Origin of the sequence: Pantoea sp. UBA4549, from assembly GCF_002387285.1 — a bacterium.
In the GTDB taxonomy this organism is placed as follows: Bacteria; Pseudomonadota; Gammaproteobacteria; order Enterobacterales; family Enterobacteriaceae; genus Pantoea; species Pantoea borealis.
Genome location: NZ_DGLH01000005.1, coordinates 313,966 through 333,062, shown reverse-complemented (window position 1 = coordinate 333,062; position 19,097 = coordinate 313,966). Strand labels below are relative to the sequence as shown.

The 19,097-nt window shown below is 55.8% G+C and carries 22 protein-coding genes; 10 read left to right on the top strand and 12 right to left on the bottom strand.

The window, feature by feature from the left end; all coding sequences use genetic code 11:
- Positions 1-32: 32 nt before the first annotated feature.
- The 3 genes from B3041_RS02775 to B3041_RS02765 form a co-directional block, all read right to left on the bottom strand.
- Entirely contained in the window at positions 33-632 is a 600-nt protein-coding gene (locus B3041_RS02775; RefSeq protein ID WP_014606789.1) for a uracil-DNA glycosylase family protein, read from the bottom strand.
- Positions 629-1,789 carry a TDT family transporter gene (locus tag B3041_RS02770; protein ID WP_014606788.1) on the bottom strand — a complete coding sequence of 387 codons (1,161 nt, stop codon included), beginning with the start codon at positions 1,787-1,789 and terminating at the stop codon, positions 629-631. Before B3041_RS02770 ends, B3041_RS02775 begins: the two co-directional genes overlap by 4 nt.
- 151 nt (positions 1,790-1,940) lie before the next feature.
- Positions 1,941-2,939 (bottom strand): YncE family protein, encoded by a 999-nt coding sequence (locus B3041_RS02765; protein WP_014606787.1) that lies wholly within the window; start codon positions 2,937-2,939, stop codon positions 1,941-1,943.
- Between the two features lie 267 nt (positions 2,940-3,206).
- Here B3041_RS02765 and B3041_RS02760 point away from each other — a divergent pair, with 267 nt between their 5' ends.
- The 4 genes from B3041_RS02760 to B3041_RS02745 all read left to right on the top strand — a co-directional run bounded on the left by B3041_RS02760 (position 3,207) and on the right by B3041_RS02745 (position 4,774).
- Entirely contained in the window at positions 3,207-3,476 is a 270-nt protein-coding gene (locus B3041_RS02760) for a hypothetical protein (protein WP_292968968.1), read from the top strand.
- On the top strand, positions 3,477-3,602 hold the full coding sequence (locus B3041_RS02755) for a hypothetical protein (protein ID WP_349678553.1): 126 nt from the start codon (positions 3,477-3,479) through the stop codon (positions 3,600-3,602). It abuts the gene before it with no gap.
- Positions 3,603-3,681: 79 nt separating this feature from the next.
- Positions 3,682-3,831, top strand: a complete 150-nt coding sequence (locus B3041_RS02750; RefSeq protein ID WP_292969277.1) for a DUF4113 domain-containing protein — start codon at positions 3,682-3,684, stop codon at positions 3,829-3,831.
- A gap of 169 nt (positions 3,832-4,000) precedes the next feature.
- A complete protein-coding gene (locus B3041_RS02745; protein ID WP_292968966.1) occupies positions 4,001-4,774 on the top strand; it encodes a hypothetical protein in 774 nt (257 codons plus the stop codon).
- A gap of 9 nt (positions 4,775-4,783) precedes the next feature.
- Here the strand turns inward: B3041_RS02745 and B3041_RS02740 are convergent, their stop codons facing one another.
- The gene (locus B3041_RS02740) at positions 4,784-5,440 is read right to left on the bottom strand and encodes a helix-turn-helix transcriptional regulator (protein WP_292968964.1); all 657 of its coding nucleotides are present in this window, start codon (positions 5,438-5,440) and stop codon (positions 4,784-4,786) included.
- A gap of 125 nt (positions 5,441-5,565) precedes the next feature.
- Between B3041_RS02740 and B3041_RS02735 the strand changes: the two genes are divergently transcribed.
- On the top strand, positions 5,566-6,990 hold the full coding sequence (locus tag B3041_RS02735; protein WP_292968962.1) for an MFS transporter: 1,425 nt from the start codon (positions 5,566-5,568) through the stop codon (positions 6,988-6,990).
- A 106-nt stretch (positions 6,991-7,096) separates the two neighbouring features.
- Here the strand turns inward: B3041_RS02735 and B3041_RS02730 are convergent, their stop codons facing one another.
- Positions 7,097-7,495 (bottom strand): response regulator transcription factor, encoded by a 399-nt coding sequence (locus B3041_RS02730; RefSeq protein ID WP_292968959.1) that lies wholly within the window; start codon positions 7,493-7,495, stop codon positions 7,097-7,099.
- 47 nt (positions 7,496-7,542) lie between these two features.
- Between B3041_RS02730 and B3041_RS02725 the strand changes: the two genes are divergently transcribed.
- Complete coding sequence (locus B3041_RS02725; protein WP_292968956.1) at positions 7,543-7,854, top strand: hypothetical protein; 312 nt, start codon at positions 7,543-7,545, stop codon at positions 7,852-7,854.
- Positions 7,855-8,151: 297 nt separating this feature from the next.
- Entirely contained in the window at positions 8,152-8,679 is a 528-nt protein-coding gene (locus B3041_RS02720) for a chorismate mutase (protein WP_065647551.1), read from the top strand.
- A gap of 62 nt (positions 8,680-8,741) precedes the next feature.
- Here B3041_RS02720 and B3041_RS02715 read toward each other — a convergent pair whose 3' ends face one another.
- Positions 8,742-9,698: an AraC family transcriptional regulator gene (locus B3041_RS02715; protein WP_292968954.1), complete on the bottom strand. Its 957-nt coding sequence runs from the start codon at positions 9,696-9,698 to the stop codon at positions 8,742-8,744.
- A 119-nt stretch (positions 9,699-9,817) separates the two neighbouring features.
- On the opposite strand from B3041_RS02715, the gene B3041_RS02710 reads away from it, so the two are divergent.
- Complete coding sequence (locus tag B3041_RS02710) at positions 9,818-10,552, top strand: SDR family oxidoreductase (RefSeq protein ID WP_065647553.1); 735 nt, start codon at positions 9,818-9,820, stop codon at positions 10,550-10,552.
- Between the two features lie 58 nt (positions 10,553-10,610).
- Here the strand turns inward: B3041_RS02710 and corA are convergent, their stop codons facing one another.
- The 3 genes from corA to B3041_RS02695 all read right to left on the bottom strand — a co-directional run bounded on the left by corA (position 10,611) and on the right by B3041_RS02695 (position 12,721).
- Positions 10,611-11,615 carry a magnesium/cobalt transporter CorA gene (corA, locus tag B3041_RS02705; RefSeq protein WP_065647554.1) on the bottom strand — a complete coding sequence of 335 codons (1,005 nt, stop codon included), beginning with the start codon at positions 11,613-11,615 and terminating at the stop codon, positions 10,611-10,613.
- Between the two features lie 121 nt (positions 11,616-11,736).
- Positions 11,737-12,057, bottom strand: a complete 321-nt coding sequence (locus tag B3041_RS02700) for an AzlD domain-containing protein (RefSeq protein ID WP_065647555.1) — start codon at positions 12,055-12,057, stop codon at positions 11,737-11,739.
- On the bottom strand, positions 12,047-12,721 hold the full coding sequence (locus B3041_RS02695; RefSeq protein WP_065647556.1) for an AzlC family ABC transporter permease: 675 nt from the start codon (positions 12,719-12,721) through the stop codon (positions 12,047-12,049). The genes B3041_RS02700 and B3041_RS02695 overlap by 11 nt, the downstream gene beginning before the upstream one ends.
- 101 nt (positions 12,722-12,822) lie before the next feature.
- Between B3041_RS02695 and B3041_RS02690 the strand changes: the two genes are divergently transcribed.
- Positions 12,823-13,371 (top strand): helix-turn-helix domain-containing protein, encoded by a 549-nt coding sequence (locus B3041_RS02690; protein ID WP_292968951.1) that lies wholly within the window; start codon positions 12,823-12,825, stop codon positions 13,369-13,371.
- Positions 13,372-13,455: 84 nt separating this feature from the next.
- On the opposite strand, the gene B3041_RS02685 is transcribed toward B3041_RS02690, so the two are convergent.
- The 3 genes from B3041_RS02685 to B3041_RS02675 all read right to left on the bottom strand — a co-directional run bounded on the left by B3041_RS02685 (position 13,456) and on the right by B3041_RS02675 (position 16,907).
- Entirely contained in the window at positions 13,456-14,766 is a 1,311-nt protein-coding gene (locus tag B3041_RS02685; protein ID WP_065647558.1) for an MFS transporter, read from the bottom strand.
- 110 nt (positions 14,767-14,876) lie between these two features.
- Positions 14,877-15,476 carry a nucleotidyltransferase family protein gene (locus tag B3041_RS02680; protein WP_292968949.1) on the bottom strand — a complete coding sequence of 200 codons (600 nt, stop codon included), beginning with the start codon at positions 15,474-15,476 and terminating at the stop codon, positions 14,877-14,879.
- Positions 15,477-15,530: 54 nt separating this feature from the next.
- Positions 15,531-16,907: an aldehyde dehydrogenase family protein gene (locus B3041_RS02675; RefSeq protein ID WP_292968947.1), complete on the bottom strand. Its 1,377-nt coding sequence runs from the start codon at positions 16,905-16,907 to the stop codon at positions 15,531-15,533.
- Between the two features lie 398 nt (positions 16,908-17,305).
- Here B3041_RS02675 and B3041_RS02670 point away from each other — a divergent pair, with 398 nt between their 5' ends.
- Positions 17,306-18,235 (top strand): RepB family plasmid replication initiator protein, encoded by a 930-nt coding sequence (locus B3041_RS02670; protein ID WP_065647561.1) that lies wholly within the window; start codon positions 17,306-17,308, stop codon positions 18,233-18,235.
- Positions 18,236-19,097: the final 862 nt, after the last annotated feature.

Sequence of the window (19,097 nt, the reverse complement as noted above, 5' to 3'; positions counted from 1 at the left end):
GAAAGCCTGTCAGTATTATTCTGCTGGCACCCTCAGCCCGCCAGCGCAGCGCGTGCTTCGCGGAGCACCCGGCGGATGTTTTCCGGCACCGCCGGGCTTGTGCAAAGTGAAAGCGGACTGGGGTGAGGCATCTTCAGCACCGTGACGCCGGGGCACTGATGACTGACCGTCCCGCGGGCCTGAGCCGCTACGGCACCGGCCAGCACCACCACGCGCAGCGCGGGCAGATACGCCAGCACGTCCTCAAGCCAGGCGCAGCCGCTGCGGATGTCCGCCGCTGAGGGCCGTTTCTGCGGCCCGTCGCTGACCCAGGGCACCGTATTCCACAGCACGCTGTCCCGGCGCGCAATACCGGCTTCCGCCAGAAACCGCCCCAGGTTCTGCTGGGCCGGCCCCGGGTTATCCCGCGACACAAACCGGGGTGACGGGCTGCTGCGCGCCGGCGACTGCAGCAGGACGAGCAGTCCGGCCCCGGTCCCGCCGTCGGCCGGATCAAACCACGGCAGCTCCACGCCGTGCTGACGCAGCCCGCTGACCCAGCGATTCAGCGCGGCCACGTGCGGCGCGGTGACTGCCGCGAGGCGTTCCTCGCGTAAAAACGGGTCCAGCAGCGACGTGCAGGTTTCACTCACGGCTTCCGGTCCAGGCCTGCCAGACAGGGGGAAACAAACAGTTTCCCGCTCCATGCCCCGCGCACCGTCTTCACCGCGACCAGCAGCCACATGGCGGCCAGCATGACGACAAGAAGCGCACCGAAGCCTTTAAAGAACGCCAGGTCAACGAGGGTGGACAGCTTCAGCGTGGCGACCGTGTACACGCCCAGCGGGAAGGTAAAGCCCCACCATCCCAGATTGAACGGAATGCCTTCACGGAAGTATCGCACGGTTATCAGCGTGGCCAGCAGCATCCACCACAGGCCGCAGCCCCAGAAGAGAATGCCGGCAACGAACCCCACGCCCTGCGCGATATGACCGATTTCCGGCATGCCCGCCGCGGCAAACACCCCGGGCGCATCTCCGCCGATGACCAGCATCCCCAGCGAGCCGGTACCAATCGGCCCCAGTGCCAGCCAGCTTGAGGCCGCCATGCTTTCGTGTGGTAGCTTGTGCAGCGCCATACGCAGCAGCAGGATGGCGAGGATGCTCAGCGCCACCGGCACCGAGTACGCCCACAGCACGTAGCTGGTAATAATGATGCCGAGCTGCGCGTGGGGGTCGGCAATGTGCGGTGCCAGCAGGCCGCCACTGACTGCCGCAACCTCGGCGGCCACGACCGGCAGTAACCAGACGGCGGTCATCTGGTCAATGCTGTGCTGCTGCCGGGTAAACATCATGTAGGGAATACACACGCCACACAGCAGCGACATCGCCACGTCCAGCCACCACAGGGCGTGCGCTACGGGAATGACGTCAGCCCCCCACCGGGGGAGGCCAAACGCCAGCAGCCCGTTGATGATGGTGGCCATGCCCATCGGGATGGTGCCGAAGAACATGGACACCGTTGAATGGCCAAAGATGCGCTTTGCCTCACCGAAGTACATCACCCAGCGGGCCAGATACATCACGGCAAAGACGCTGAACAGGAAGATGTTAAACATCCAGAGTCCCTCGGCGACGAGGCGTAATCCCGGAACCGGCCAGGGGAACTGCGCCAGAGACAGAGACAGGATACCGGTCCCCATGGTCGCGGCGAACCAGTTAGGCGTGAACTGACGTATGGCCTCTTTCGGGCTGCTCAGCGCGCTCAGCGGGCGCGCTCCGTTATGCAGGGTAAATATTTTATCGTTCATGCCGTAATCTCCTGAGTAGACAGAAAGAGTATAGGCACGTCGGGTTAAATCTTTAAAACAGGTTATTCAGTTAAAATAAACCAGTAAAAGTGGTTAGACTCTCCCACTCCGGGAAGGACCGTCACACCGCCGGAGTGAGGGAAGGACTGAATCAGGCCTGCGGCGGGCTTTTAATCGTGGCCGTGACGCGGTTCTGTTTCAGGTCAACGACCGCAATGCTGAGGTCTTTATTCAGCACCCACGCGCGGGCACCGTCTTTGCTGAAAACGATGGCCTGACGGGGCGCATCCAGTCCGGTAACGGTGGAGACCACCTTACCGGCGGCGGTATCAATAACGGAGAGGCTGTTGTCGCCCAGGTTGCCGCTGTAAACATAGCGGTTATCCGGCGTCAGGGCGGCACCGTAAGGATCCTGCCCCACGGGAATGGTTGCCGTAATGGCGAGCTTCTGCGTGTCAACCACGGCGATGGTGTTGCTGCCGCTGTTAGCCGCGTACAGTGTGCGGCCGTCGGCGCTGACTGAAATGGCGCGCAGCTTGCTGAAGCCTGTTATCTCGCCGCGAATCTCGCCCGTTACGGCGTCAACCAGGGTAATTTTATCGCCCTTAAAGTTAGTGACGTAGACGGTTTTGCCGTCCGGGCTGATTTTTATGCCCTGACGGGGCTGGGCAAAACCCGTCACGACCGCAACGGGCCGGTTGTGCGTCAGGTCATACACCGAGAGCGTGCTGGCGGCCTCGTTATTCACATACAGGCGCTGACCGTCACGGCTGATAGCTGTGCCGAATGCCCCGGGCCCCAGCGGCAGCGAGGTCTCCACATCAAGCGTCCCGGTGCTGATTTTTCTGACCACGCCGAGGCTGCTGTCTGAAAGATATACGGCCTTCCCGTCGGGGGAGAAAAGCGCATTGCGGGGCGTGACGTATCCCTTCAGCACCTTTCTGACTTTCCCGGCAGCCAGGTCGTAGACCACCACCTCAGAGCGCTCACTGTAGGACGCCACCGCCGTTTTCTCATCGGGACTGACAGCAAGGGAATTGTTGTGGATATCGCCGTCAAACGTCCAGCGTTCCTCTGCGGCACCGGCGAGGGTGCTGATAAGAAGAAACGCCACCGCGGTCAGTCCCGGGATCCTGTATTTTTTTATCATCATTTTTCCTGCATTGGGGTGGGTAAGGGATAAGACTCATTGCCCGATTGAGGGCTTCAGAGTAAGCGTGGCAGATTAAATCCTGGCGGGCAAATCGATTTTCCGACTATGTCTTACCACCCTCAACCTTCCCCCCTGTCAGTAAGCATACTGAGGTAGTTCAAGGCTGAATAATTCCTGTTCAGAAAATAAACTTCAGAGGAATGGTAACTGATTTTTTTTGTTTAAATTGCATTCCACATAAATGGCGATATGTCGGCGCGGATGATGGCAATACTTGACGAGATGGCTGCCGGGCAGGAGGTGTACTCTATCGATGAAAGCTTTCTCGATGTCACCGGCATCAGCAGTTATATGCCGCTGGAACGCTTCGGTCAGCAGATGCGCGAGCGCGTTCGCCGGGAAACCGGCCTGACCATTGGTGTAGGTTTTGGCCCGACCAAAACGCTGGCCAGGCTTGCGAATCAGGCGGCAAAGCAGTGGACGAAAACACACGGCGTGGTCGATCTCTCGGAGACCCGGCGCCAGCAAAAATAGCTGCAGCTGACGCCCATTGGCGATATCTGGGGTATTGGCTGGCGCATCGCCCAGCGTCTGGAAGAGATGGGGCTCCCGCTGCCGGCATCTCACCGTCTCTGTGACGACCGGGCGCTATGGCGATGAACCCAGATACTCGGCTACGGCACCCGTCAGCTGGCAATATCCGACGGCGGACACGCGTGACATTGTAGCCTTTGCGCTGATGACGGCGCTGGACGCCATCAACCGTTCAGGGAAGGGGAAAATCGGTTTTGCCAGTCAGACCACAGGAAACCAGGCGTGGCAGATGAAACGTAACATGCTGTCGCCTCGTTACACTACGCGCCTGGCTGATATCCCTGTCATCAAATAATGAGCTTTAGCCTTTCGGACATAATCTGCTGGCGTTATTTAGCGCCGGCATAGTCCTGACTGCCCGTCTTATCGCTTACTATTTACCATCCTGCTTAATTTTTGCTTAAGCATACTCCGTTAATCTGGTCGCTCTGTCAGCCCATGCCGGGCTTTTCCGGAGCACTTTCATGCAAAATAATAACACACAGCCTCTCGCTTTAAGCAAAGTACCCACAGTCACCGCAACGTTCTGGTTAGTGAAAATTCTTGCCACAACGCTTGGTGAAACCGGGGGTGATGCAGTCACAATGTCGATGAATCTCGGCTATTTCACCGGCACCCTGATTTTTGCCCTGATTTTTCTTGTTGCCGTTGTTGTTCAGATAAGACACAGCAGCTTCAATAAGTGGATCTACTGGATCACTGTGGTGGCAACCACCACAATGGGAACCACGCTGGCCGATTTTGCCGATCGCTCACTCGGGATAGGCTATCCGGGCGGAACGCTGCTGCTGAGCACGCTGTTAATACTCACGCTGTTTCTCTGGCGCGTGACCTGCGGTACCGTTGCGGTAAGCTCAGTCAATACCAGCGTGACGGAGATTTTTTACTGGGTGACAATTATGTTTTCGCAAACCCTGGGTACGGCACTCGGTGACTGGACGGCAGACACGGAAGGACTGGGTTATGAGGGCAGCATGATGTTGTTTGCCGGCGCACTCGCTGTTGTCTGGGCTGGCAGCCGCTTTACGACCTTCTCACGCACCGCACTTTTCTGGACCGCCTTTATTCTTACCCGGCCGCTGGGTGCAGTTGTCGGGGATTTCCTCGATAAGCCGCTAGCGGCGGGCGGGATGGCGCTGAGTCGCTATAGTGCGTCCCTGACCCTGACGCTACTTATCGTGACGCTGCTCTGGCTATTACCACAGCGACCAGCCATCCACTCAGCCCCGGCGCATTAACCGCGTACTTTATTCAGGCGCGAGGTTTGTCAGCGGCGTGATGCGGTATGCACAGCGTCGCGCCTGCTGCAGAATATGTTCAACGCGCTCTACTTTCGCCTCCAGTACCTCACTGAACAGCATCAGTTCAGCGCGGCAGAACCCCTGGCAGGCAGCGGCAGCGGCACAGATGGGACAGTGGTTCTCAATCAGCAGGAGCGTGCCGTCGGCCTGCTCCTCATACTCCGCCATATAGCCCTCCAGCGACCGCAGGGCTGCCAGGCGCGCAACCCGCTCCCGCAAGCTGGCAGCATCCTGTAGCTCACGCAGGTAGGCGGCGCGGCTGCTCTGTTCGCGCAAATCTATCAGGCGATCAATCGCCTGTTCACCAAAAGCGTGCCGCACCGTATCCAGCAGCTGCACTGTCAGCGTTGCATGCGCATCCGGAAAGCGACCGTGTCCCGCCTGCGTCAGCATCCAGAACTGTCCCGGACGCCCTACTCCTTTGCTCCGCGAGAAAGACTCTACCAGTCCTGATGACGCAAGTTTGCTGAGTTGCTGACGAGCCGCTTCAGCCGTCATGCCCAGCAGGTCTCCCGCCTCAGCAGACTGCAGCGGCCCGCGCGTTTTCAGCAGGTAAAGCAAACGTTCTGGTGTTGCCTGTGCGCTTTCACCCGAATTTAACAAGCGATTGCTTGACAAAATATTTTACCCTCTTTAATAATCCAAGCGTTTTCTTGTTTTATTAATGTAACGGATCCCGCTGCGCTCAGCAACGGGGCAAATGACGCAACGCATGCCGGGAGGCTTATATGTCGTCAGGACAGGAAGGAAGCTGGAGTGAGTTACTGGGAGGCAAAAATCTGTTTTTTGCCGTTGCGCTTTCAGGCGGCGTCGCACTGCACGCCATTAATATCTACATTGCCACCACGGTGCTTCCCTCCGTTATCAGGGAAATTGGCGGACTGCATCTCTACGCATGGAACACGACGTTATTTGTCGTCGCCTCAATACTGGGTTCTGCGCTGACCGCACGCCTGCTGGCCGTAACCGGCGCGCGGCAGGCTTATCTGGTGGCGGCACTGCTGTTTATAGCGGGCAGTCTGGTCTGTGCGCTGGCACCCGACATGCCGGTAATGCTGGCAGGCCGTGCACTACAGGGGCTGGGCGGTGGTTTTCTGTTCGCACTCTGCTATGCCATGATCTATGCCGTTTTTGAGGAGAAGCTCTGGCCACGGGCGATGGCGCTGATCTCCGGCATGTGGGGCGTGGCGACGCTTTTGGGTCCGGCGGCGGGCGGAATATTTGCCGAAATGGATGCGTGGCGCATGGCATTTGGCATACTGATACCGGTTACGCTGAGTTATATGCTGCTGGTCTGGCTGATTTTCCCGGCGCGTAAACGGGCAGAGGCCTCTCACACCGGTAAGCTCCCCTGGGTACAGTTAATATTCCTGGTCGCAGCCGTTTTGGCCGTGAGCGCAGGGAGTATGTCCTCTGCCATCACGGTGAATATAGCCGGAATAAGCGCAGCGGCCTTACTGATACTGCTGCTGATCCGCCAGGAATTTATCAGTGAAACCCGCCTGTTACCGCGTAATGCGCTGCGTCTGAATTCGCCTCTGCTGGCGCTCTACATCACAATGGCTCTGCTCATTATCGGCATGACCAGTGAAACCTTTGTGCCCTATTTTCTTCAAATCCTGCATGGCCAGACGCCGCTGATTTCCGGTTATCTGGCGGCGCTGATGGCGGCAGGCTGGACGGTATCAGAAATATGGAGTTCCGGCTGGCAGATGCGAGGCATTAAGCGCGCAATTGCCGCAGGGCCCGCGCTGGTTCTGGCTGGCATGGTGCTGCTGGCGTTTGTAACTCCACGCTCAGCCAGTAGCGACGGGCAGATACTCGTGCTGATCGGGACGGGGCTGGCTCTGATTGGGTTTGGCATCGGACTGGGCTGGCCACATTTGCTGACGCGCATCCTGCAGGTGGCTCCCGCAGACGATCAGGACGCTGCCGCAACGTCTATCACCACGGTTCAGCTGTTTGCTACCGCACTGGGCTCCGCCATAGCAGGTATGCTTGCCAACGCCGGTGGCCTGTCCGCGCCGGGGGGGATCGCTGGCGCCTCCTCTGCGGCCTGGCTGCTTTTTGCCGTCATGGCAGGTGCCCCGATGCTCTCTCTGCTGAGCGCTAAAAAGGTCATCGCCGGATTTAAGCAGCAGAAAGTCAGCTAAAACCGGAACGCCTCTGTTGAGCTGTCAGAGGCGCTCTGGCTTGCGCAAAGCGTTGTGTGGGGATCCAGAGAACTCACCGGCTGGCCGGACGACGTAACAGACAGGATCAGTTCTGCTGTAGTGCGCGCTGTTCGCTCTCGTTCATCGCGCGGTGCAGGGTATCAAGCAGCGGTTCAATATCCAGCGGCTTGGTAAAAACGTCAAATACACCCTCCTGAAACGTACTGCGGCAGACATCAAGGGTGCCATATCCGGTCATAAGAATGACCGGCAGCAGAGGATGACGGGCGCGCTGTGATGTCAGCCACTCCAGCCCACTGATGCCGGATAGCCGGACATCCACCAGCAAACAGCCGCGCAGCGGCAGCGGTTCTGCAGTGGCCGCGGCATCAAACGCAGCCAGCTCGCCGAAATCGGCCACCTCATAATCCACAGTTTTCAGCAGAAATCCCAGCGACTCCCTTACTGACAAATCATCATCCACTAACCACACTTTCGCGCTCATTCCATTACTCCGCTGCCGGAAAAATTAACGTTATCTCTGCGCCATATGTGGCGCTGTTTACCCGTTGCCGCCGGGCGCTCGTGCGCAAAACCAGGGTTGCTATCAGCGCTTGCCCGGCCCGGAACTGTCCGGAAGAAAGCAACAAAATGACGTACAGGCTTCAGTCGGGCTGTCAGCAGGAAAGCCCTGTTGTTATCGTTCAGTCCTGTCCGCGCACGCTGTGCGATGCTGATGTCCGCTCTGCTCCGAACAAACATCTGGTACTGATTTATGAGCAATCGCCACCCCTGCATGCGCGTATTTTCAGAAAAGTTCGCTGCCTGCCGCAGCTGATCCCGCTGTTCAGCTCGATGCCATAAGCGTGATATCCGGCCTGCTGCACAGGATACGTCTGTCAGGCCTGCTACTCTCCTGCAAACCATCGGCATAGTGTGAACAGAATCAACAATAGTCAGCAAAAATAATCGCTTATCTTTCACAGGCAATGCATCTGCGGCATAGTGCTTTGTTAAGACACTGAATTATTCAGCGTTTACCGGGTGTGATCTTTCCACAATCGTTTTCAGAACACTATCAGCAGTAGTCTGGATAGCGCAGCCTGCAGTACCACTCTAAACTCATGCCGCAGGCGGAATAACGTATAAAGAGGTGTAACGATGCTCCATAAGAAATTGCATTTTGCCCTGCTTTTTGCCGGGATCTGTTTTTCCGGCAGCATAATGGCATCTGCCACTGACGTAGCAGAAAACGTTAATCAGCGACTCAGCTGGATGAAAGATGTTGCCGGTTATAAAGCTGTCAGGCATTTGCCCATAGAGGATTTACAGCAGGAGGCGAATGTGCTGGCGAAGTCCGTAGCGGAAGCGGAAAAGCTGGGGCTGGATGGCCATTCTGTCAGACCCTTTATTCAGGCGCAGATGGATGCGGCGAAAGCGATTCAGTACCGTTATCGCGCAGACTGGCTGACAGCGCCTGAAGCCGGATGGCAGCCTCAGCCACTTGATGTCATCAGGACACGGCTGAGCCAGCTCAACACAACGATTCTGAAGGATATTAATGAAAATCTGCAGCATAAAAAGTTGCCCGATCGTGACACCTTTATACAGACGGTAAAGCAGCCTAATCTCAGTGAGAAAGAGGTGCTGCGCCTGTGGCAGACGCTGAACGAAATAAAACGCCAGTAAGCCGCTGCCCGTGACGGGTCAGCATTATGGGCAAGGTGTTGAAAGCCTTCAATGCTGTCAGATCAGAAAAGCTCACCGGACCCTGCTGACTGCAGCCGGAATGCCTGTTTCATTATGCGCGCCTCTTCTGCCGGGCTACGGCCAAACAGGCGCTTAAATTCACGGCTGAACTGTGAATCACTCTCGTAGCCTGTGCGTGCCGCCGCTCCGGCAGCCGTCATGTTCTGCTGGATCAGCATCAGTCGGGCGCGATGTAAGCGCAGGGATTTAAGATATTGAATAGGTGAAGTGTGCGTAACGGTTTTGAAATGCAGGTGAAAGCGCGGCACGCTCATCCCCGCCTCCCGGGCAAGTTGCGTGACGTTTATGGGCTGCTGCCAGTTGTCATGAAGTTGCTGCAGGGCGCGGGCAATGCGGCCAAAATGGCCCTGATAAGCCAGCGCCGCGCGTACAGCAGCACCCTGCTGCCCCATCAGGATACGAAAGCAGATCTCTTCCACACGGCCCGGCCCCAGTATCCGGGCTTCGAGTGGATCCCGTAATACCTGAAGCAGCGCCAGCGTGCTCTGTAACAGTGCGCTATCCAGCGGCGTAGAGATAATCGCGGCGGCTGCCTTTTCTTCACCCGCGGGCTTTTCCGGCACCTGCGCAATGAGTTTCGCCAGGACATTCACGTCAAAACGAATGGCCAGGCCCAGTAGCGGTTCAGCTGACGTTGCTTCCGTTTCCGCTGAGAAAGGCAAAGGCACCGATAACACCAGATAGTGTTGCGCATCATAGCGATAGACGTTATCCGCCAGAAAGGCACGCTTGGCTCCCTGACAAATAATGATGATGCCCGGTTCATAGAGCACCGGTGTGCGGGCCCACTGCTGATTAGCGCGCATAAATAACACGCTATCCAGCAGAGAGGTTGTATATCCCTCCTGTCGCGCCAGCTGGTTCAGCAAGGTGCAAATTTGCTGCTGCACGTCATTCATCACACGTTCTCCCGGATAGTTAAGACTCAGCATTGTCATGAGACGCAGCGCCCGCCCCTCACGCGAGAGGATTGGGCAAAGATGCGCCGTGAATAGGTCTGTTGACGGTTGCGGTATTTTCCAACAATAGCAGGGCGACTTCACATGAGGAAAAAAAGATGACTGATGCAAAAGCGAAAGTAATTATCCTGACCGGTGCGAGCAGCGGGATTGGGGAGGCCATCGCCCGCTACCTGGCCAGACAGGGTCACAGGCTGATCCTGGGGGCTCGTCGGGCCACACGGCTGGCATCGCTGTGTGATGAGCTGCAGCAGCAGGGTGCCCGGATAGATTACCTGACCACAGATGTGACACAGCGTGCGGACACTCAGGCATTAGCGCGTCTGGCCCTGGAAAAATATGGGCGGATCGATGTCATGATCAACAATGCAGGCGTAATGCCACTCTCTCCCATGCGTTCCCTGAAAGTTGAGGAGTGGGACCAGATGCTGGATGTCAATGTACGCGGCGTGCTGTATGGCATTGCTGCGGTTCTGCCGGCTATGGAACAGCAGCAGGCAGGGCATATTATCAATATCGCCTCTATTGGTGCACTTACGGTATCGCCTACCGCGGCGGTTTACTGCGCCACGAAATTTGCGGTGCGCGCGGTGTCTGAAGGGCTGCGGCAGGAGTCACCCGCCCTGCGCGTCACCGTTATTAATCCGGGCGTCGTGGAGTCTGAGCTGGCTGACAGCATCACTGATGAAGTGGCACAGGAAGCGATGCGCAGCTTTCGGGCTATTGCCCTTAAACCGGAATCGATAGCGCAGGCGGTCGGTTGGGCGATCGACCAGCCTGGCGAAGTTGACGTCAGTGAAATCACGCTGCGCCCTACTGCCAGCCCGTTTTAAGCCATAAAAATCCTGGCGATTTCAGGCTGAAATTTCAGGTATCCGCGCGCGGGCGCCGTTACAGCCAGCCCGCGCGTTTCAGTCGCCACCACATAATGCAGCAGATAAGCAGCGTTGATCCCAGCGCAACCGGATAACCAAAATGACTGTGCAGCTCCGGCATATCGGAGAAGTTCATGCCATACATACTGAACACTATGGTCGGCACAATCAAAATAGCGCCCCAGCCAGCCAGCTTTTTATTCACTTCACTCTGCTGTACAGAAACCAGCGCCAGATTGACCTGCATAGCACTGGCCAGCGTTTCGCGCATATCTTCTGCATCAATCATGACATGATGCGCATGATCCTGCACATCGCGCAGGTAGGCTCGCAGGTTCTTTGGAATAATATCTTCATGAAAGCGAACCAGCTGCGGGCAGATTTCAGTGACCGGCATCGCGGCATTGCGCAGCGCCAGCAGCTGACGTCGCAGATGATAAACCTGCTCCAGCGCGTGGTTATCAAAGCGCGTGGAGAACATGTTATCTTCGAGATTACCGATGCGCTCGCTGAGCGTTTGCGTAATTTTACTGTAGTTGTCCACGATAAAATCGAGAATACAGTAGAGCGCATAGCCTGGCCCCTGGCACAGCATGGCATGATTCTTTTCCGCTTTTTCCCGGATAGCAGCATATCCTTCGCGCGAACCATGGCGTACAGTGATGAGAAAATTTTTGCCCAGGAAGAAATGCGTCTCGCCAAACGTGATGTGCTGCTGCGCCTGCATATACGCTGTCTTAACCACAATGAATACGGATTCGCCATACTGTTCAATCTTGGGACGCTGATGCGCCAGCAGAGCATCCTCAATCGCCAGCTCGTGCAGTCCGAACTCTTCCTGCAGTTTTTGCATGAATGCAGGTTCGGGCTGATACAGCCCAAGCCAGACGAACGATTTATCTTCTTTCAGGATATCGCTGATCTCTGCAACATTGACATGCTCTTCCCGCTCGCCATGACGGTACACCACGCAGTTGACGATCTCATCGGCGTGATTGCTGTTTTGTTCCTGATTTTCCATCTTTGCCTCAATCCTGCTCTGGCTTACTCTGCCGCTCTGTGACAAGGGTTCGGGAGCGACGCTTTATAGTGTTAAGGTAGCAAAAGTCGTGAAGAGCGGATATTGCCAGCCAGAGAAATCGTTACGATACGCCCAGATAGCGCAGTAATCCTGTCATTACTGCAGCACCGACTATGACCAGAATCAGCGGCGTACGTCGCCACGCCAGAAAAACGGCAAACAGTACGCCTGCTACCCGGGCGATACCGGCAAAATGTGTTCCTTCAAACAGGGCAGTTGTGACCGCCACCGCCAGCAGCAGCACCGTGGCAGCATCTGACAGCATATTGCGCGTTTTTTCTGACATCGGCAGCCGGCTGCCCAGGCGGTATCCGGCAAAACGAATAGCGTACGTTCCGACCGCCAGCAGTACGATACCCGCAATGACCAGACTATTGTCCATCTTTACGCTCCCGCCAGCTCAGCAGCCCAAGCAGTGAAAACAGCACCGGCATTCCTGCCGGCACAAAAGGCGTGACCGCCACCGAGAGCGCTGTCCCCGCCAGCGCCGGAATGCGTGTTCGCCGCTTGCGCAGCGCCGGAAAAATCAGCGCAATCAAAATTGCCGGGAAAACGGCATCCAGTCCGATTGCGGAAACATCAGGAATAAAGCGGCCAATCAAGGCGCCGCCGATAACGGTGAGCGGCCAGACTGCAAAAATACCCAGCCCGCACAGCCAGTAGGCCACCCGGCGCTGCTGTAACGCTGGTTGAGAGATACCAAATACCACACTTTCATCGTTCATGATGTGGCAGCCAAGCAGGCTGCGGCCTCCCTGACCCACCAGATCTTTTACCGCAATACCAAACGGCAGATGACGCGCATTGACCAGCAGCCCTGCCGCTGCGGCAGTGAGCGGGCTTCCTCCACCGGCCACAATGCCGATAAACAGAAACTCTGATGCCCCCGCCAGCACCAGGGTTGAGAGCGCTATCGGCACCCACAGCGGGAAGCCCTGCGCAGCCGCCAGTGAGCCATAGGAAAGGCCGACAATACCGTCAGCCAGACAGACCAGAACAATCGCTTTTATTACGCCGCGATCAAGCACGTTAATCCCTGCACGCATCACATATTGATCTCATATCGAACAATAAAGACAGTATAATGAACGCGCAGGAGATGTTTTACAAGATGAACAAACGTTCGATAAAACGAACAGGAGCCGCTGTGACACCACCGATTGATATTATTGCCGCCGGGCTGATCCGCGAGCGGCAGCGTGCCGGACTTTCACTGACCGAAGTGGCTCGCCGCGCAGGGGTGGCAAAATCTACGCTCTCTCAGCTGGAGGCGGGCAACGGCAATCCCAGCATTGAAACCCTCTGGGCGCTCTGTGTGGCGTTAAATATTCCCTTTGCTCGCCTGCTGGAGCCAGAGGTGCAACGCCTGCAGGTTATTCGTAAGGGTGAAGGGATGATTGTCTCTGCTGAACTGGCTGATTACCAGGCGGCCCTGCTGGCCAGCTGCCCGCCTGGCGGGCGACGCGATCTCTATCTGGTGACCAGTCAGCCAGGCGCGCCACGCGCTTCAAAGCCGCATCCGCCGGGTTCGGTTGAACACATTATTATTGCCCGCGGACGTGCCCGCGTAGGGCCCAGCGATGCGCCGGTAGAGCTGAATCCTGGCGATTACATCTGCTATCCCGCTGATGAACCCCACGTGTTTGAAGCTCTGGAAGCTGACACCATGGCGGTGCAACTTTCCGAGCAGAACTGATTCTCACCTGAGCCTGACTAACTGTGTGAGCAACGTTCACTGTAATCAGTAAAGCGCGCCCGCAACAGGCGCGCTTAAAGGCGATTACCGGTTAACCAGTTTTGCCGGCAGAGCCAGCACCAGCAGACAGCTTAGCAATAAACAGGCAGCAAACAGCCACAACGCCCCGTCGCTGCTGCCGGTCATATCCAGCGCAATCCCCATAACGGAATTACTGACCAGGCCCGCGATATTGGCAATGGAGCAGGCGAGCGCAAAACCAGCGGCGGCGGCAGTACCGGTCAGGAAAGTCGCAGGCAGGCTGAAAAAAACCGGCACGGCACCAATGATCATCGCCTGTGCAATAGAAAAGAGCAGCACCGTCACAGCCACATTGCTGCTCCAGAACGGGCTGCAGGCCATTGCGGCTGCACCGATGATAAAAGGGACAATGATATGCCAGCGGCGTTCACGCAGCCGATCTGAGCTGGCACCAATCAGCAGCATGCCAGCCAGCGCGGCCAGACTTGGTATCGCCGTGAGATACCCAATCGTGGTGAGATCGGTTGAGCCTGCTTTTTTCAGCAGCGTGGGTAACCAGAAGCCCATGGCGTAAGCGCTGAGCAGTATGGAAAAATCAATCCCGCCCAGCATCACCACCCGCAGATTAAGCAGGCCATCCCGTAACCGGTGTTTCGCTTCAGCCGCTTCGCCCGCATCATTGCGGAGCTCATCAGCAATGACCTGTTTTTCATGCGTGCTCAGCCAGGATGCCTGCACCGGGCCATCCGGCAGCATGCGCAGCGTCATCAGCCCCAGTAAGATGCTCGGCAGGCCCTCCAGCAGAAACAGCCACTGCCAGCCATGCAGCCCGTGCAGTGTGTCGAAGTGCGTCATGATCCAGCCAGAAAGCGGCCCGCCAATGATGCTGGAAAGTGGCAGTCCCAGCATAAACAGCGCAATAATGCGGCCACGCCGCCATGAGGGAAACCAGCGGGTCAGATAAAACAGCACGCCCGGCAGAAACCCTGCTTCTGCCACCCCCAGTAAAAAGCGGATCGTATAGAACTGGCCCGGCGTTTTCACCAGCAGGGTTAACGCGGAGAGCACTCCCCAGCTGATCATGATCCGCGCGATCCAGATCCGGGCGCCGGTGCGTTGCAGGAACAGGTTGCTCGGCACTTCAAACAGAATGTAACCCACAAAAAACAGCCCCGCCCCCAGGCCAAACGCTGTTTCGCTTAGCGTTAAGTCGCTTGCCATCTGCAGTTTGGCAAAGCCAATATTGATGCGATCAAGATAAGCTGCCAGATAACACAGGCAGAGAAAGGGGATCAGTTTTAACGTTATTTTTCGATAGATAGCGGCACTCTCCCGCCGCGACTGAATTACTGAAGGATCGGATACTGCGCTCATCACTCTCTCCGCATATCATGACTCTGAACAGGAACTGTCAACCGGGTTTATGTTACCCGATCGCATAAATATGACCGCGCGAGAGTAGCGGTAATTATCACCCTGCGCCACTATTTCCTGTGGGGAGCGAACGGAGTACCGGTAACGGGGAGATCGGCATCGCGGACAACGCCAGCGTGCGCCGGCAAACGTAACAGGCGGGCGGGATCAAGCAGCGAGCGGGCGCCGCTGTCCCCTTTTAACTGACCCAGTGCCGGGCCATATTCTGCTGCAAAGCCGACCGGATGGCCGGGTTTGTCCTGCCAGCAAAGACGGACCTGGAAGGCGCCTTCAGAGAGCGTGCTGGCGATACGCTGATGATCGTCTGCAGTGACCCAGCCCATATCGCCAGGCTGGATCAGCCAGCCAGACCAGTGCGGAGTGGCGTGAACGGCAGCAGCAATAGTCTCACCGCTGCCTGCACTGCTGACACACAGCACCGGTATCGCCTGCGCCGCAGCCAGCGCCTGTATTGCGGTATATTCAGGTCGTGTTACCAGCAGAAGCGGCAGGCCGCTGCGCTGCGCTGCACGCAGCGTCATACTGAGCAGAGGATGAAGTGCACCGGTGTTGTCAGGACAGATGGCAAGCAGCTTGTTGCCCTTTCCTCCCGCCTGCTGAAAACGAGTTCCCCGCCCTGCTGCAAGGATAATAATGCCCGGACTCTTCATATTAGTGGCTGCCTGAAAATCGTGAGGCGCACAGTATTGCGCGCCTCAGGGCAGTTAGCGACGGTTTTTCCATACTGTCTGGATATTGCAGAACTCATGCACGCCAAAACTGGAAAGCTCACGGCCATAACCACTCTTTTTTACGCCGCCAATTGCGACGCGCGGATCGGATGCGCCGTTACCGTTGATAAACACTGCTCCCGTTTCCAGGCGTTCTGCCAGCCAGTCGGTCACTGTTTCATTGCGGCTCCAGACCGTGGCACTCAGGCCAAAATCGCTGTTGTTAGCCAGGGCAAGCGCGTGTTCAGCATTACGTGCCGTGGTGATTGCCGCTACCGGGCCAAAAATTTCCTGCTGAAATGCTGTCATCTCCGGCGTGACGTCAGCCAGAATGGTAGGGGCATAGTAATTCCCTTCACCATCAATTTTATGGCCACCCTGTACCAGGCGGGCGCCCTCTTTAAGCGTTTGCTGTACCTGTGCATCCAGCTCATCGCGCAGATCGTAACGTGCCATCGGACCGATAAAGGTCTGCTCATCAAGCGGGTCGCCTATCTTCAGCGCGGCTACAGCCTGGCTGAAGCGTGCTTCAAACTCAGCCGCGATACTCTCTTCGATAATAAAGCGCTTCGCTGCCATGCAGACCTGTCCGGTATTCTGATAACGGCCGATAACGGCTGAAGCGACGGCAGCGTCAAGATCGGCGTCGGCCAGTACAATGAAGGGATCGGCCCCTCCCAGCTCCAGCACTGTTTTCTTAAGTACTGCGCCGGCCTGTGCTGCGATAGCGGCACCTGCGCGTACGCTCCCGGTGACTGCAACGGCTGCAACGCGCGGATCGTTTATCGCCGCAGAAACGCCTTCATTGTCCGTATTGATAACGGTGAAAGCACCCTGCGGCAGCTCTGTTGCCTCAAACAGTTCAGCCATCAGATAAGCTGACCCCATTACGCTCGGTGCATGTTTTAACAGATAAGTATTGCCGGCAAGAAGCATGCTGACAGCGCCACGAAGAACCTGCCAGTAAGGAAAATTCCACGGCATAACAGCCAGTATGACGCCCAGGGGTCTGAATGACTGCCACGCCTGCTCACCTTCTACCGGAGCCGGTTTGTCGGCAATCATGGCCGGACCATTTTCAGCATACCAGTCACATAAGCTGGCACATTTCAGCACTTCTGCCCGTGCCTGAGCGAGCGGTTTTCCCATCTCCTGTGTGGCCATGGTTGCCAGCTCATCCTGACGCTGACGCAGCTGTTCACCCAACTGGCGCAGTACCTTTACACGCTGTTCAATCGGTGTATTACGCCACAGCTCAGCAGCCTTAGCACTCTGTGCAAGGGAGTGATCAAGTTCCCCGGGGGTCTGAAGCGGATACGTTGCGAGAATGGCACCCGTTGCAGGATTGCGTGAAATCACATGGTCAGTCATCAGAATTCCTCAGTACATTGCTGTTGATTATGTGTATCACGATACGCCCGATTACTATTGATATAAAATGAATAATATTGAGCAAGTTATTCTTATATTGAAAGCAACTGCACAGAGACGATGTATCGCCGGATCCTGAGTTATCCACTTATACATAAACCAGATCCTAATAAGAGATCATAAAGAGATCAAAGATAGATCCTAAGAGATCCCCGATCGCCGCAGGCCGCGCCACACAAGGCTTCAAAGGGTGATGCTGTTCACTATAATCAGTAAAGCATTCACTGTAATCAGTGCTATATTCACTATACTCTGTGGAATGTTCACTATAATCAGTGCTAATGTTCACTGTAGTCAGAAAACGATCCCTTTCATCCACAAAATGAAGATCTCATGCCATGGCAGACAACGAGAGTAAAAACAAGGCGTTACTGGAACCTTTTCTGTCGGTGACAAAAAACAGCGGTGAAGTTATCCAGCTTCATCCTAACAAGAATAATACGGTTCAGCCTGTGGCACTGATGCGTCTGGGATTGTTTGTTCCTACTCTTAAATCCACTGCTCGTGGCAAATCAGGGGCTATGGCGTCTACTGATGCGACAAAAGAGCTGAAAAACCTGTCACTGGTGAAAGCCGAAGGATATGAAAAGATCACTATAACCGGCGCGAGGCTGGATATGGATAACGATTTTAAAACCTGGGCAGGTATTATTCAGTCTTTCTCACGCTATCCGACGAAAGGCGACACGGTTACGCTGCCTTTTATCGATTTTGTTAAGATGTGTGGTATTCCGTCAGCTAACTCCTCTGCAGCTTTGCGCAGGCGCCTGGATGCCTCTTTACGGCGTATTGCAACCAATACGCTCTCCTTTGAAGGCAACGGCAAGGCTTATCACACGCACCTTGTGCAATCTGCCTATTACGATCGGGAAAAGGATCTGGTTCGTATTCAGGCCGATCCGAAGCTGTTTGAGTTATATAACTTTGATCACAAAGTTCTGCTTCAGCTGCGGGCCATTTCGCGTCTGAAACGTAAAGAGTCTGCGCAGGCGCTTTATACCTATCTGGAAAGCCTTCCTGTCAATCCGGCGCCTATTTCGCTGGCACGACTGCGTATGCGTCTTAATCTGGGTTCAAAGACCACCACGCAGAACCATGTGGTGCGTCGTGCCATGGAGCAGCTGAAAGAGATAGGCTATCTTGATTACTCTGAGGTTAAGCGCGGACGTTCAGTGTTTTTCATCATCCACAGCAGGACGCCCAAGCTGGATGGCATCGGAAATCTGGAGAGCATCGATGTGCTGGACGAGATAGATTTTGATGAATAGTGGTGGCATTCACTGTAATCAGTAAAACGTCTTCCCGCTGCTGCGCTGCGCCTGCCGTGCAGCGCTAATCAGTGTCTCAATTCTGCATTGTCCTCGCCTGTTCACTGTAGTCAGTAACGTTCACTATAAGCAGTAGATTTATGTTGATCTGGCTAAACAGCCGGTTACGTTTTGCGTTTGCTGCGGGCTATATTGATAGTAAGTACTAACATACATCATTGGGCAGCCTCTTTCGATCGCGGCTGCTGATTACAGTGAATGTCTAACCATACCCCCTGCCCTGCCCGCACCAGTGAAAAGAGTGCAATGCTGCTGTTCACTGTAATCAGTACGAGAGCAAGAACGGCTACGGTATCCAAACATAACAGGGCATAAAGCCCGGTATACCGCTGTCACGCAGGTCGCCCGGGGCGGATTCTGGCCAGTCTCCTGATTACAGTGAATGCTGATAGCAGAAGGATAGTGTGCCGTTACTGATTACAGTGAATAGTCACTCTTTTATGGCAAAACTGACCGCCCGGCTACTGACTACAGTGAATGTGCTGACGGTATGCGGTTAAGGTGTCTCTGGTTTTACCGGAAGCGGCATCGCGTTCTCCCGATTACAGTGAACGTTTTTGCCTGAAGGATTAACTCATCGGGATCGGCTGACTACAGTGAATGCTGAAGAAAAGGCTCTTCTCTTCCTGCAGTCAGCTGCTGATTAGAGTGAACATGCCGGATTATTCAGGCTCACTACGCTGACGCAGAACGCTCTCCTCTCCTGCATACGGTATGCGAGGCAAACCGTTATCGGCTCTTTTACTGATTACAGTGAACACCAGCATCGCCATTTACTGATTACAGTGAATGTTCAGGCGTG

Coding starts and splice junctions, on each gene's coding strand:
- B3041_RS02695 (WP_065647556.1), bottom strand. CDS start 12,721: ATGCGTGCAGGGATTAACGTGCTTGATCGCGGCGTAATAAAAGCGATT.
- B3041_RS02745 (WP_292968966.1), top strand. CDS start 4,001: ATGCAAAATAATAACACACAGCCTCTCGCTTTAAGCAAAGTACCCACA.
- B3041_RS02670 (WP_065647561.1), top strand. CDS start 17,306: ATGGCAGACAACGAGAGTAAAAACAAGGCGTTACTGGAACCTTTTCTG.
- B3041_RS02750 (WP_292969277.1), top strand. CDS start 3,682: ATGACGGCGCTGGACGCCATCAACCGTTCAGGGAAGGGGAAAATCGGT.
- B3041_RS02700 (WP_065647555.1), bottom strand. CDS start 12,057: ATGGACAATAGTCTGGTCATTGCGGGTATCGTACTGCTGGCGGTCGGA.
- B3041_RS02715 (WP_292968954.1), bottom strand. CDS start 9,698: ATGACAATGCTGAGTCTTAACTATCCGGGAGAACGTGTGATGAATGAC.
- B3041_RS02770 (WP_014606788.1), bottom strand. CDS start 1,789: ATGAACGATAAAATATTTACCCTGCATAACGGAGCGCGCCCGCTGAGC.
- B3041_RS02675 (WP_292968947.1), bottom strand. CDS start 16,907: ATGACTGACCATGTGATTTCACGCAATCCTGCAACGGGTGCCATTCTC.
- B3041_RS02765 (WP_014606787.1), bottom strand. CDS start 2,939: ATGATAAAAAAATACAGGATCCCGGGACTGACCGCGGTGGCGTTTCTT.
- B3041_RS02730 (WP_292968959.1), bottom strand. CDS start 7,495: ATGAGCGCGAAAGTGTGGTTAGTGGATGATGATTTGTCAGTAAGGGAG.
- B3041_RS02720 (WP_065647551.1), top strand. CDS start 8,152: ATGCTCCATAAGAAATTGCATTTTGCCCTGCTTTTTGCCGGGATCTGT.
- B3041_RS02680 (WP_292968949.1), bottom strand. CDS start 15,476: ATGAAGAGTCCGGGCATTATTATCCTTGCAGCAGGGCGGGGAACTCGT.
- B3041_RS02735 (WP_292968962.1), top strand. CDS start 5,566: ATGTCGTCAGGACAGGAAGGAAGCTGGAGTGAGTTACTGGGAGGCAAA.
- corA (WP_065647554.1), bottom strand. CDS start 11,615: ATGGAAAATCAGGAACAAAACAGCAATCACGCCGATGAGATCGTCAAC.
- B3041_RS02760 (WP_292968968.1), top strand. CDS start 3,207: ATGGCAATACTTGACGAGATGGCTGCCGGGCAGGAGGTGTACTCTATC.
- B3041_RS02710 (WP_065647553.1), top strand. CDS start 9,818: ATGACTGATGCAAAAGCGAAAGTAATTATCCTGACCGGTGCGAGCAGC.
- B3041_RS02685 (WP_065647558.1), bottom strand. CDS start 14,766: ATGAGCGCAGTATCCGATCCTTCAGTAATTCAGTCGCGGCGGGAGAGT.